Here is a 12,484-nt window from a genome sequence, read left to right on the forward strand (position 1 = left end):
GTGCGCGCCTGGGCAGGAGCCTGGGGGGTCTCGGCAGCTTCGGCGGCAGGACCCGGACCTTCACCAGGGGCTCGGGGCGGCGGGCGGCGCGCCGCCCGATGCGCATGCTCATCCGCCACACCTCGCCCGCGCCACGTGCATTTCCGGGGTGATCACCTGCTTGGTCTTCGGCAGCACGATCCGGCCGTCGAAGTCGCAGAGGTAGAAGTTGAACCACGAGCCGTACGAGGCGGTGCCCGTCAGTTTCTCGAGCTTGTTCGGCAGCCGCTTCAGGACGCCCTCCACGGTGTTCTCGTTCTTGTTCAGCGTTCCGGTGAGATCGCCGAGCCCGGCGATGTCGTTCTTCAGCGGTGGACGCGCGTCCTTCAGCAGCCCCGACGTGACGTCCGTGAGGTCGCCGATGCTGACCAGCGACTCCCCGATGGGCCTGCGGTCGGCGGACAGCCCCGAGACCACCCGGCGCAGCTGCGTGAGCAGCCCGGAGAAGCGGGAGCCGCGCTTGTCGAGCGTCTCCAGGACCGTGTTGAGGTTGTCGATCACCGACCCGATCAGCTTGTCGCGGTCGGCGAGGGTGCTGGTGAGCGAGGCCGTGTGCGCGAGCAGGCTGTTCACCGTGCCGCCCTCGCCCTGCAGGGTCCGGACGATCTCGGTGGCGAACTGGTTGACGTCGTTCGGACTGAGCGCGGCGAACAGCGGCTTGAAGCCGTTCAGCAGGGCGTTGAGGTCCAGCGCCGGCTGGGTCCGGGACCGCGGGATGGTGCCGCCCGGCCGCAGCCGGGCGTTGACGTCGCCCGTGCCCTCGGTGAGCGCGATGTACCGCTGCCCGACCAGGTTGCGGTAGCGGACGACCGCGTGGGTCCCGGCGAGCAGGGGCCGGTCCGCGCCGACGGTGAACGTGACCTCCGCCAGGGTCCGGTCCTTGATCCGGATGCCCTCGACCTCTCCCACCCGCACCCCGGCCACCCGGATGTCGTCGCCGGTCTCCAGCCCGGTGACGTCGGTGAACACCGCGTGATAGGTGTCCTTGGGGGTGAAGGAGACGTTCACGATGGTGGCCGCGAGCAGCGCCGTCGCCGCGATCGTGACGAGCGCGAAGAGGCTGAACTTGACCAGCGGGGCGGCGGTCTGCCGGGCTCCTGACCCGCTCATGCGACACTCACCGCCGTCCCGCGTGCGAGCGGCCCGAACAGCAGGGTCGCCACGGGTGGCACCTGGTCCGCGGGGACGCCCATGACCGGGGCCACGAGCGAACCGACGGCTCGCTGCTCGGTTCTGGTGGCGGAGGCGCCGGCACCTCCGGGGAGCGCTCCGCCGGTGCCTCCGGCCGACGTACCGTCGTCGAGACGGGGCTTCGGCCCGGGCACCTGCGGATGCGGCAGGCCGCGGCAGTTCGGGCCGGACCGCTCGCCGTACACCGGCTCCTCGCCGGGCCGGTACGCCCCCTGCGGCCGGACGACCTCGAGGGTGATACGCATCTCGCCGCCCCGGAACGCGTCCTGCGACGCCTCCTCCTGCCGGACCAGGCCCCGGAACAGGCACGGGTACTCGGGGGAGTAGCGGGCGAACAGCTCCAGCGTGGGGCGGGAGACCCGGCCCAGGGTGATCAGGCGGTCGCCGTTCTGGGACAGGAAGTCGTTCGCCGTGCCCGCCACGGAGGCGGTCGCGCGCAGAGCCGATGCCAACTGGTCCTTCTTTTCGACGATCGTTCGGCTGGTGGTGACCGTGTTGCGCAGGATCCGCATCAGGTCGGGCGCGGCGTCGCCGTACACCTCGGCGACGTCCGCGAACCGCGTGATGTCCTCCTTGAGGGAGGGCATGTGCGGGTTGAGGCGGCGCAGATAGCCCTCGACCCGGGTGAGGTTGTCGCCGATCCGGTCGCCGCGGCCCTCCAGCGCGGTGGCGAACGCCGAGAGCGTGGCGTTGAGTTCACCCGGCCGGACCGTACGCAGCAGCGGCAGCAGGTCGTTCATCAGCTGCTGCACCTCGATGCCGGCCTTCGTGCGGTCCTGGGTGATGACGTCGCCCGCACGGATGGGCCGGGCCGGCGGGTGCGCGGCGCCGGCGGGGGCGACCAGGTCGACGTACTTCTCGCCGAACAGCGTCTTGGGCAGCAGCCGGGCGTGCACGTCCGCGGGGATGTACGACACGTATTGCGGCTTGAGCGCGATGTCGAGGGTCGCCTTCGTGCCGTCGGCGTGCACCTCGCGCACCTCGCCGACCAGCAGCCCGCGCAGCTTGACGTCGGCGCGTGGGTCGAGCTGGTTGCCGAGGGTGCCGGCCTCCAGGGTGATGGGCACGACGGAGGTGAACGCCTGCCGGTAGACGGCGACCGCGAGGGACAGCAGCAGCGCGAGCACGGCGAGGAACGCGATGCCGTACACCCTGAGTCTCGTTCTGTGCGTGCGCACCGCTCTCACCCCGCTATCCGTACGGTCGTGTTGGCGCCCCAGATCGCGAGGCTCAGGAAGAAGTCGAGGACGTTGACGGCGACGATGGAGGTCCGCACCGCCCGTCCCACCGCGACGCCGACACCGGCCGGCCCGCCGCTCGCGTGGTAGCCGTAGTAGCAGTGCACCAGGATGATCAGCAGGGCGAAGACGATCACCTTGCCGAAGGACCAGAACACGTCGACCGGCGGCAGGTACTGGTGGAAGTAGTGGTCGTACGTGCCGGTCGACTGCCCGTAGTAGCCGGTGGTGATGGTGCGGGCCGCCAGGTACGAGGACAGCAGCCCGATCACGTACAGCGGGATCACCGCGACAAAGCCGGCGATCATCCGCGTCGTCACCAGGAACGGCAGCGACGGGACGCCCATCACCTCCAGCGCGTCGGTCTCCTCACTGATCCGCATCGCACCGAGCTGCGCGGTGAACCCGGCGCCGACCGTCGCGGACAGGGCGAGTCCGGCCACCAGCGGGGCGATCTCCCGGGTGTTGAAGTACGCCGACAGGAACGCCACGAAGTTGGAGGTGCCGAGCTGGTTGAGGGCCGCGTAGCCCTGGAGGCCGACCTCGGTTCCGGTGAAGAAGGACAGGAAGGCGATCACGCCGACCGTGCCGCCGACGACGGCGAGCGCGCCGCGCCCGAAGCTCACCTCGGCGAGCAGCCGCAGGACCTCCTTCTTGTAGCGGCGCAGGGTGCGGCCCGTCCAGGCCAGGGAGCGTCCGTAGAAGGACAGCTGCGTGCCCAGCTCTTCGAGTGAGCGCAAGGGGCGATCGAGAAGTTCTCGCGGTCTCATCGGCTAACCCCTCTGCGGGACGACCTGGAAGTACACGGCGGTCATCACGAAGTTGGTCACGAACAGCAACATGAAGGTGATCACCACGGACTGGTTGACGGCGTCGCCCACGCCCTTCGGGCCGCCCTGTGCCGTCAGCCCCTTGTACGAGGCGACGATCGCCGCGATGGCCCCGAACACCAGCGCCTTGATCTCCGCCGCCCACAGGTCGGAGAGCTGGGCGAGGGTGGTGAAGGACGCCAGGTAGGCGCCGGGCGTGCCGTGCTGGAGGACGACGTTGAAGAAGTAGCCGCCCGCGACACCGACCACCGAGACGAGGCCGTTGAGCAGCACGGCCACGACCATCGACGCCAGCACCCGCGGTACGACGAGCCGGTGGATCGGGTCGATGCCGAGCACCTGCATCGCGTCGATCTCGTCCCGGATCTTGCGCGCCCCGAGGTCCGCGCAGATCGCCGTGCCGCCCGCGCCCGCGATCAGCAGGGCGGTGACGATCGGCGAGGCCTCCCGCAGCACGGCGAGCACGGACGCGGCACCGGAGAAGGACTGTGCGCCCAACTGCCTGGTGAGGCTGCCGATCTGCAGCGCGATGACCGCACCGAAGGGGATCGAGACGAGAGCCGTCGGCAGGATCGTGACGCTCGCGACGAACCACGCCTGCTGGATGAACTCCCTCGCCTGGAAGGGCCGTCGGGGGAGAGACCGGACCACGTCCAGCGCCATCGCGAAGAGGCTGCCCGAGTGCCGGAGCGCACCCGCAGGGGAGAGCCTCATGGGCTCGTCACCCCCGTCCCGTGCAGCTCTTCCTCGCGTCTCGCGATCGCCTCCCAGCGGGGCGGGCGGGTGATGCCGGGGCCGGGGAGCAGCCGGGGAGTGAGCGCGTCGCCCGGGCCGTCCTCGTCGATCTGGGCCAGCTCCTGCTCGACCTGGGCCGCGTCCTTCTCCTCCGCCATGCCGATCGGCCCCTGCATCCGGCCGTTCAGGAACTGCCGCACGACGGGCTCGTCACTGGCCAGCAGGTGCTCGCGGGGCCCGAACATCACCAGCTCGCGCCGGAACAGCAGCCCGATGTTGTCCGGGACCTGGCGGGCGGAGGCGATGTCGTGGGTGACGATCAGGAAGGTCGCGTCGATCTGCGCGTTGAGGTCGACGATGAGCTGGTTGAGGTAGGCCACGCGGACCGGGTCCAGGCCCGAGTCCGGCTCGTCGAACAGAATGATCTCCGGGTCGAGGACCAGGGCACGGGCGAGTCCGGCCCGCTTGCGCATACCTCCGGAGATCTCGCCGGGCAGCTTCTCCTCGGCGCCGATCAGCCCGACCATGTCCATCTTCTCGAGGACGATCCGCCTGATCTCGCTCTCGGACCTGCGGGTGTGCTCGCGCAGCGGGAAGGCGATGTTGTCGTAGAGGTTCATCGAGCCGAACAGCGCGCCGTCCTGGAACAGCACGCCGAACAGCTTCCGTACCTCGTACAGGTCGCGCTCGCGCAGGCGGGTGATGTCCCGGCCCGCGACCTTCACCGAGCCCCGCTCCGGCTTCAGAAGCCCCACGAGCGTCTTGAGGAACACCGACTTGCCCGTCCCCGAGGGGCCGAGCATCACCGACACCTCCCCGGCGGGCAGCGTCAGCGAGACGTCCTGCCAGATGACCTGGTGGCCGAAGGACTTGGTCAGCCCTTCCACACAGATCTCGACACCCATCCGGTATCACCCTTCGCCCGTGAAGCAGCTCCGACATCTGCTCTACGGGGAGGCGAGGGGCGTCCGTCGCGGCGGACGAGAAATTTTTTTACGGACGCGTGTACGGGCGCTACGGCAGCGTCGGCGACGGCGTGCGCGACGGCGTCCTCGGGGCGGGGACGGAGAGCGGAACGGCCGGTACGGCCGAGGCCGGGGGAAGCGACGGGGCGACCGACCTCGTCGGCGGGTCCGGCACGGCGGTCGGCAGGTCCGGCACCTTGGGCGCCCCGGGTACCCGCGGGACTCGCGGCGCAGCCAGCTTCGGGAGCGGGGACGCGGACACGTCGGGCAGCGAAGGCACGGCCACCGGCAGCGGCAGGGACGCTCCCCCGGCGGGTACGGGCGTCCGGCCCCGGGCTCCGGGCGCCGGGGGTGAGGGGGCGGGCGTCCTGGGGGCGTGCTCCCGTTCCGTGGCCCCGCTGCCCGGGACCCGCGCGGCGCCTGACACGGCCGGCCGCGGCGCCGGACCGTTCCCGCTTCCGCCCGTGTCAAGCGTGTACGGCAGCACGAACCCCGCCATCGCCAGGGTCGCCGCCGTCGAGGTGACCGCGACCGCCTGGGCATTGCCGCCCCCACGCAGCCGCCCGCGCCCGGTCAGCCACAGCACCAGCCCGAGTGTCCCGGCCAGCGAGGCGCGCAGCGTCCGCCGGGCCCGGGCCAGCAGCGACTCGACGGTCCGGTAGCTGAGCCCCATCCGCACGGCGACCTGGCTCACGTCCAGGTCCTCGGACTTCAGCCGGAGCGCCTCCGCCTGCCGGGCGGGCAACTCCCCGCTTCGCACGGCGAGCCACCTCGCCTCGGCCCGGTCGCACACCGCCTCCTCGACGGGTACCGGGCCCGGCGCGACGAGTGTGGGGCGACTGCCGACCTCGGCCTCGCGGTTGACCTGCCGGTGCCGGTCGACGCACAGCCGCATCGTCACCGTCGTCAGCCAGGCACCGAGCCGCTCGTCGTCGAGGTCAGGACGTTCCGCGGCTCGCAGCATCGCCTCGTGTACGGCGTCCTCGGCGTCCTCCTGGCTCATGGATCGCCGCCGGGCCACCTTGAGCAACTGCTCGCGATGACTCCACATGCGCTGCCAGCGCTGGTCGGCGGCCGCGGTGTCCGCAGGCATGTCCGTCGCCATGAGGGCCCCTTCGCACTCACCCGCCGGTCCGGTGCTTTCCGACGGCGGCGACATTACCGCCGAGTAGTGGCAGTTGTGGAGGGGGAGACGGCCATCGTGTTCCAGTCGTTGCCGGTGGTCAGCGGGCCGTTCCGGGGCGTGAGGTGCCGGATTGTGCTCGCCTCGCGATCCTGACCAGTCGGCATCCACGGGGGCGTCGGGGTCCTGTGGGTCGGACGGGACGCCGGCAACGTGCACTGCGGCTGAGGGGTCCCCGCTGGGCGGCGGGCGGGACGGGACCCCGGTCGGTCACCTCCGCCGACCGGGGTCCTTCTGCGTCCCCGGACCAGGCCTGCGGCGACACTCCCCCGAGTTACGCGTGCGACGCGCGCGCCGTCGGACCGGATCCGATGGAATGATCAGATCAGGGCTTGCCAACAGATCGCTAACATGTGGCCAACGGTTCGTCCGCAAGCCGCCGATCGGCAGGCCGGAAGCAGGACCGCGGGAAGGCAGTGGGCAGCGTGAAGCGGCGGTACGAGCTGCGGTTCGGACTGCTGGGGCCGCCCGCCCTGTACGACCGACAGCCGTACGGGATTTCGTACAACCCCTGCGCCGAACCGCACGGCGAACCCCACGGTGATCCCGGCACCTACGACACTGCCCCCGATGGCGGCGCCGACACCCAGCCGCGCGCCATCGGCAGCCCCAAGATGCGGGCGCTGCTCGCCGCGCTGCTGCTGGAGGCGGGCCGGGTCGTCTCGACCGAGTCGCTGAAGGACGCCCTGTGGGGCGGGGCGCCCCCCGTCTCCGCGCGGGCGTCGCTGCACAACCACGTCACCCGGCTGCGCCGGCTCCTGGACGACCCCGAGCGGCTCAGAACCGTGGCGCCCGGCTATCTGCTGCGCGTCGACCAGGGCGAGCTCGACGTGCACGTGTTCGACGCCGGGGTCACCGCGGCACGTGCCGCCCACGCCCGGGAGGACTGGCGGAGCGTCGTGTGTGCCGCGACCTCCGCACTCGCGCTCTGGCGCGGCGCTCCGCTCGGCGGACTCTCCGCCGACCTCGGCGGCCACGCCCTCGTGCAGCGCCTGGAGGAGGCCCGGCTGCTTCTGCTGGAGTGGCGGTACGACGCCGAACTCGCGCTCGGTGGGACGCGGTTGGCCGACATCGTGCCGGAGCTGGCGGCGCTCGTCGCCGAGCATCCGCTGCGCGAGGCCTACCACCGCCGGCTCATGCTCGCCCTGCACCGCACCGGCCGGCAGGCCGAGGCACTCGCCGTCCACCGCGACCTGCGCGCCCGCCTGATCGAGGAGCTCGGCGTCGAGCCCGGTCCGGCGGTCCGCGAGGCCCATCTGGAGGTCCTGCGGGAGTTCCCGGCACCGGCACGGGGAGAGACGGGCGAACCGGGAAGCACTCCTCCGCACGGCTACGCCCCGGCCGACAGCGGCCCGGCGGCCCGCGGTGCTCGCGCACCGGCCGGAGGGGGGCGGGCCGTCCCTGTCCTCCGTGGCACACCGGTACGCACCCGTGGTGCCTCCGCCCCGCAGGGGTCACAGGTGCTCGACGCCGGGGGCGTCAGCGGCACCGCCGGCGTGCGGGACGCGTGCGGGGCGGACGCGGCCCCGCATCCGTCCGGGGACCCGGCGTCACCTTCGCTCCAGGCCCCTGTCCCGGCCCAACTCCCGCCCTCACCACCTCACTTCACTGGCCGGGCCGCCGAATGCCACGACCTGCGGCAGGCTCTCGCCGCCCGGGGCGGCCGTCTGGCCGTGATCAGCGGTATGGCGGGCGTCGGCAAGAGCGCGCTCGCGCTGCACGTGGCCCACACGCTGCGGGATCGTTTCCCCGATGGCCAGCTCTACGTCAACCTGCACGGCGCCACACCCGGCATGACCCCGCTCACCCCGGCCCAGGCGCTCGCCGCGCTGCTGCGCGACCTCGGTGCCGAACCCCGGAGCATCCCCGAACACCCGGACGCCGCAGCCGCCTTGCTCCGCTCCCTGCTCGCCCCTTCCCGCGTCCTGCTGATGCTCGACGACGCGGCGAGCGCGGCCCAGGTGCGGCCCCTGCTGCCGGCCGGGCCCGGCTGCGCGGTGGTCGTCACCAGCCGGTCGCCGCTGACCGCCCTCGACGGCGCCCGGCGCTTCCCGCTCGGCCCGCTGACCGGGGAGGACAGCGCCGCGCTGCTGCGGGCCGTGAGCGGACGCGAGGAGCTCGACGCCGGTCACGCCCTGATCGAGCTGACCGGGAGGCTCCCCCTCGCGCTGCGGGTGGTCGCCGCCCGGCTGGCCGCCCGTCGCGCCCTCGCCCCGGACGTGCTGGCCGGTCAACTGGCCGCCTCCGGGAGCAGGCTGCCCCACCTCGAGTACGACGACCTGAGTGTCCGCCGGTCCCTCGCGGTGGCCCATGACGCACTCGCGGCCGCCGAACGCGAGGCCGACCGGGACGCGGCCCTCGTGCTGCGCCGCATCGGGGAACTCGACCTGCCGACCTACGGCGCCCTGCTCGTCGCCCGCCTCACCGGTACCGACGAGCGCCGCGCCGAGGCCGCCCTGGACCGGCTGGTCGACGTGGCCCTGCTGGAGGAGACGGAGTACGGCCGCTACGCCCCGCACGACCTGGTCCGTGACTTCGCCCGTGAACTGGCCGGCGCGAGTGCCGGGCCGGCCACCGGCGCCGACCGGGACCTCACCGCGCTGCGCTGGTACGCGGCGGCCGCCGAGCGTGTGCTGACCGCCGTCGTGGAGCCCGGCCTCGACCAGGACGACCGCCGCCGGCCCACCTCGGCGCAGCCGCCGGGACACGCGGCGGACGTGGCGGCCCTGCCGGTCTTCGAGTCCGCCGATCAGGCCTTCGCCTGGGGCGACATGGAACTGGAGAACGTCGTCGCGCTGGTGGAGCGCAACGCCGGCACGGCCGACGGACACCGGGCCGCCGGTCTCTCCGTGCTGGTCCGGCTGTTCTTCCCCTATGTGCTGCGGCGCGGCCGGGTGGCCGAGATGGAGGTGCTGGGGCGGGCCGCGCTCGGCGCGGCGCGCGGGCTCGGGGACGCGGCGGCGGAGGCGTACGCGTTGGGCGACCTCGCCGGGCTGCACTTCCTGACCGGCCGGCAGAACGACGCCCTCGCCCTCACCGAGGAGGCCCTCGCGATCTGGCGGCGGCTCGGCAGGGTCTCCTGGATCCGGCGCAGCCTGAACAATCGCGGGCTGCTGCTGGAGGGGCTCGGCCGGTTCGCGGAGTCCGAGGAGGCACTGCGGCAGAGCCTCGCCTACTCCCGGCAGCTCGACGACCCCTACGGGGAGGCCGTCACCCACAGCCATCTCGGCAACCTCTACGAGCACACCGACCCGCGCGCGGCGATCGAGCGGCACCGGCGCTCGCTGGCGATCGGGGACGCGATCGGCGCGGTCCTCGTGCGGCACTCGGCCCACTGCAACATCGGGTACGCCCACCTCACCCTCGGGGAACCGGCGGCGGCCGCACGGCACTTCGAGGAGAGCCTGCGCATCCTCGGCGGTCACGGCGACTGGCACGGCGAGTCGCAGACCCGGCTCGGCCTGGTCCGCGCGCTGCGGCGGCTCGGCGAGACCGAGCGGGCCACCCGGGAGTGCGCGGAGCTGCTGCGCCGGGCCGACGCCCGAGCCGACCGCTACATGGGCGGCCTGGCCCGCCACCAGCACGGGCTGCTGCTGCGCGAGCAGGGCCGGCGGACGGAGGCGCGCGACGTCTGGCGCGCGGCCCTCGCGGCGCTGGACGGCACCGACGAGCAGGCGGTCCTTGAGGAGCTGCGGGAGCTGGTGGCGGGCACCCCGGTGTGCTGACCGGCCCTCACTTGGCGTCGGCGTAGCACTCGACCACGGCGGTCGTGAACGGGAAGCGCACCGGTGTCTCACCGAAGGTCAGCCGTCCGGCGAGGCACGAGGCCTCCTGGATCGCCTCGACGACCGTGCCGGCTTCGTCGGCGGGACAGTGCACGATCACCTCGTCGTGCTGGAAGAAGACCAGCTCGGCCTCGAGGCCCGCGCAGGCCCGCCGCAGCCCCGCCAGCAGCAGCAGGGCCCAGTCGGCGGCGCTGCCCTGCACGACGAAGTTCCGGGCGAAGCGGCCGCGCGCGCGGGCGTTGCCCGAGGCGTGATGTGGGCCCCAGCCCGGTGCGTCCGCCTGGTTGTCGGTGTCGTCGTCGCCGACCGGGATGCCCGCCTCCTCGGCCGCGTCCTCGCCCGGGCCTGCGACGGGCGGGCAGGTACGCCCCAGCCAGGTGCGGACGAGCCGGCCCTCCTCGCCGGCCCGTGCGGCCTCGTCGACGTAGGCCACGGCCTTGGGGAAGCGGCGTCGGAGGGCGGCGAGGTTCTTCAGGCCGTCGCCGGAGGTCTGGCCGTAGACCGCGCCCAGCACGGCGAGCTTGGCCTGGTTCCGGTCGCCGGAGAAGGCGCGGTCCGAGACGGACTGGTACAGGTCGCTCTCGCGCCCGGCCACCTCCATCAGGCCGGGGTCGCGGGAGATGGCCGCAAGGACGCGCGGCTCCATCTGGTCGGCGTCGGCCACGACCAGCCGCCAGCCGGGGTCGGCGACCACGGCCCGCCGGATCACCTTCGGGATCTGCAGCGCCCCGCCGCCGTTGGTCACCCAGCGCCCGGTGACCGTGCCGCCGGCCAGGAACTCGGGCCGGAAGCGTCCGTCGCGCACCCAGTCCTGCAGCCAGGACCAGCCGTGCGCCACCCAGATGCGGTACAGCTTCTTGTACTCCAGCAGTGGCTCCACCGCCGGGTGGCCGACGGAGGCGAGCTCCCGGCGGCGGGTGGACCGGACCTTGATCCCGGCCCCGGCGAAGGCCTTGACCACGTCGGCGGGCAGGTCGGGCCGCACCCGGCGGCCGAAGGCGGCCGACACCTCGTCCGCCAGCTCGGCCAGGCGCCGCGGCTCGCCGCCGCCCGCGTACCGCTCGCCCAGCAGGTCGCGCAGCAGCTCGCGGTGGACCTCGGCGCTCCAGGGCAGGCCGGAGCGGTTCATCTCGGCGGCCACCAGCATCCCCGCCGACTCGGCGGCGGTCAGCAGCCGCATGCGGTCGGGGTGGGCGGTCCGCTCGTGCCGCCGCTGCTGCTCGGCGTAGACGGCGAGCAGGTCGGTGAGGGGCAGACGGTTGCCGGCCGGCTCGAACAGCGGGGACTGGGCGCCCGGTTCGGCCTGCCGCTGCGGTGGATCGGGCGGTACGGGGCCGCCGCGGAGGCGGGCCAGGGCGGCGGCGGCCGAGCGCGGCTCGCCGTACCGGCCCTCGTGGCCCAGCAGGAGTGTCTCGGCGTCCTCGATGTCGTAGCACCGCTCCACTCGCACCCCCGTGGCGAGCAGACGCGGGTAGACGTCGGCGGTCGACCGCCACACCCAGCGCGTCACCTCCGGACGGCTCCGCACCGCCCCGGCGAGATCGCTCTCCCGCCGCACCGGACCGGCGGGCAGCCCGTCGGGGCCGAGGGGGGCGACGTCCACGCCACCGTCCTCGGCCGCCGCGAGAGCCCACCGGCCGGACATGGACAGGAGTCTGGCAGGCGGCACTGACAAAGCCCTTGACCTGCGGTTTCACAGGGTGATGGCAGCGACCGGCGGGTTCGTGGGCAGAGCCGCGTGTTCCCCGGGCCGGTCAGTCCGTCGCCGCCTCCGCCGCGTCCGCCGCCGCCTTCTTGTGCTCCAGCAGCGTCGCCAGCACCTTGCCGACGAACTCCTCGGTCGCCGCCTTGGTGATGCCGAGGCCGCTGAGGACGCCCGTGCCGTTCTCGTGCTCCAGCAGGGCCAGCAGGAGGTGCTCGGTGCCGATGTAGTTGTGGCCGAGCCGGAGGGCCTCGCGGAAGGTGAGTTCCAGGACCTTCTTGGCCTCGGGACCGTAGGGGACGAGGTCGGGGGCGTCCTCCGCGGCCGGCGGGAGCGCCGCGGTCGCGGCCTGGCGCACCGCGTCCAGCGGGACGCCCTGTGTGGTGATCGCCTTCGCGGCCAGGCCCTCCGGTTCGGCCAGCAGGCCGAGGACCAGGTGCTCGGGGCGGCCCTCGGAGTGGTGGGCGGCCACCGCCTCGTTGTGCGCGGACATGACCACGTTCCGCGCGCGGGGGGTGTAGCGGCTGAAGCCCTGGCTGAGGTCGAGGTCGGCCGACTCCTTGGGCACGAACCGCTTCTGTGCCGCCTGCCGGGTCACGCCCATGCTCCTGCCGATGTCGGTCCAGGAAGCGCCCGACCGGCGGGCCTGGTCCACGAAGTGACCGATCAGGTGGTCGGCCACGTCACCGAGGTGATCGGCGGCGAGCACCGCGTCCTGGAGCTGGTCGAGGGGTTCGGGATGAACCGTCTTGATAGCCGCGATCAGGTCGTCGAGGCGTACGGATGCCGTGATGTTCGGGTTGGTCGCCATGTGTC

General features: G+C 73.1%; 9 protein-coding genes. 1 reads left to right on the forward strand and 8 read right to left on the reverse strand.

Annotated features, from left to right (window positions below; genetic code table 11):
• Window positions 1-108: 108 nt before the first annotated feature.
• The 6 genes from ACZ6B1_RS19685 to ACZ6B1_RS19710 all read right to left on the reverse strand — a co-directional run bounded on the left by ACZ6B1_RS19685 (window position 109) and on the right by ACZ6B1_RS19710 (window position 6,103).
• The gene (locus tag ACZ6B1_RS19685) at window positions 109-1,149 is read right to left on the reverse strand and encodes an MCE family protein (RefSeq protein ID WP_468779977.1); all 1,041 of its coding nucleotides are present in this window, start codon (window positions 1,147-1,149) and stop codon (window positions 109-111) included.
• Window positions 1,146-2,408, reverse strand: coding sequence for an MCE family protein (locus tag ACZ6B1_RS19690; protein WP_468779979.1), 1,263 nt, complete (start codon window positions 2,406-2,408; stop codon window positions 1,146-1,148). The genes ACZ6B1_RS19685 and ACZ6B1_RS19690 overlap by 4 nt, the downstream gene beginning before the upstream one ends.
• 5 nt (window positions 2,409-2,413) lie before the next feature.
• Window positions 2,414-3,238 (reverse strand): MlaE family ABC transporter permease, encoded by an 825-nt coding sequence (locus ACZ6B1_RS19695; RefSeq protein WP_468779981.1) that lies wholly within the window; start codon window positions 3,236-3,238, stop codon window positions 2,414-2,416.
• A gap of 3 nt (window positions 3,239-3,241) precedes the next feature.
• The gene (locus ACZ6B1_RS19700; RefSeq protein ID WP_362037013.1) at window positions 3,242-4,012 is read right to left on the reverse strand and encodes an MlaE family ABC transporter permease; all 771 of its coding nucleotides are present in this window, start codon (window positions 4,010-4,012) and stop codon (window positions 3,242-3,244) included.
• Window positions 4,009-4,938, reverse strand: coding sequence for an ABC transporter ATP-binding protein (locus ACZ6B1_RS19705; RefSeq protein ID WP_468779983.1), 930 nt, complete (start codon window positions 4,936-4,938; stop codon window positions 4,009-4,011). The genes ACZ6B1_RS19700 and ACZ6B1_RS19705 overlap by 4 nt, the downstream gene beginning before the upstream one ends.
• Before the next feature lie 109 nt (window positions 4,939-5,047).
• Window positions 5,048-6,103, reverse strand: coding sequence for an RNA polymerase sigma factor (locus tag ACZ6B1_RS19710; RefSeq protein ID WP_468779985.1), 1,056 nt, complete (start codon window positions 6,101-6,103; stop codon window positions 5,048-5,050).
• Window positions 6,104-6,597: 494 nt separating this feature from the next.
• On the opposite strand from ACZ6B1_RS19710, the gene ACZ6B1_RS19715 reads away from it, so the two are divergent.
• Window positions 6,598-9,906 (forward strand): AfsR/SARP family transcriptional regulator, encoded by a 3,309-nt coding sequence (locus tag ACZ6B1_RS19715; protein ID WP_468779987.1) that lies wholly within the window; start codon window positions 6,598-6,600, stop codon window positions 9,904-9,906.
• Window positions 9,907-9,913: 7 nt separating this feature from the next.
• Here ACZ6B1_RS19715 and ACZ6B1_RS19720 read toward each other — a convergent pair whose 3' ends face one another.
• Window positions 9,914-11,611, reverse strand: coding sequence for a bifunctional 3'-5' exonuclease/DNA polymerase (locus tag ACZ6B1_RS19720; protein WP_468779989.1), 1,698 nt, complete (start codon window positions 11,609-11,611; stop codon window positions 9,914-9,916).
• A 109-nt stretch (window positions 11,612-11,720) separates the two neighbouring features.
• Entirely contained in the window at window positions 11,721-12,479 is a 759-nt protein-coding gene (locus ACZ6B1_RS19725) for a Clp protease N-terminal domain-containing protein (RefSeq protein ID WP_468779991.1), read from the reverse strand.
• Window positions 12,480-12,484: the final 5 nt, after the last annotated feature.

The sequence above is a fragment of the Streptomyces sp. NPDC041129 genome, from assembly GCF_055592265.1.

Excerpts from the sequence above, each read along its gene's own strand:
- ACZ6B1_RS19700 (WP_362037013.1), bottom strand. The coding sequence starts at position 4,012 with ATGAGGCTCTCCCCTGCGGGTGCGCTCCGGCACTCGGGCAGCCTCTTC.
- ACZ6B1_RS19710 (WP_468779985.1), bottom strand. The coding sequence starts at position 6,103 with ATGGCGACGGACATGCCTGCGGACACCGCGGCCGCCGACCAGCGCTGG.
- ACZ6B1_RS19705 (WP_468779983.1), bottom strand. The coding sequence starts at position 4,938 with ATGGGTGTCGAGATCTGTGTGGAAGGGCTGACCAAGTCCTTCGGCCAC.
- ACZ6B1_RS19685 (WP_468779977.1), bottom strand. The coding sequence starts at position 1,149 with ATGAGCGGGTCAGGAGCCCGGCAGACCGCCGCCCCGCTGGTCAAGTTC.
- ACZ6B1_RS19695 (WP_468779981.1), bottom strand. The coding sequence starts at position 3,238 with ATGAGACCGCGAGAACTTCTCGATCGCCCCTTGCGCTCACTCGAAGAG.
- ACZ6B1_RS19720 (WP_468779989.1), bottom strand. The coding sequence starts at position 11,611 with ATGTCCGGCCGGTGGGCTCTCGCGGCGGCCGAGGACGGTGGCGTGGAC.
- ACZ6B1_RS19725 (WP_468779991.1), bottom strand. The coding sequence starts at position 12,479 with ATGGCGACCAACCCGAACATCACGGCATCCGTACGCCTCGACGACCTG.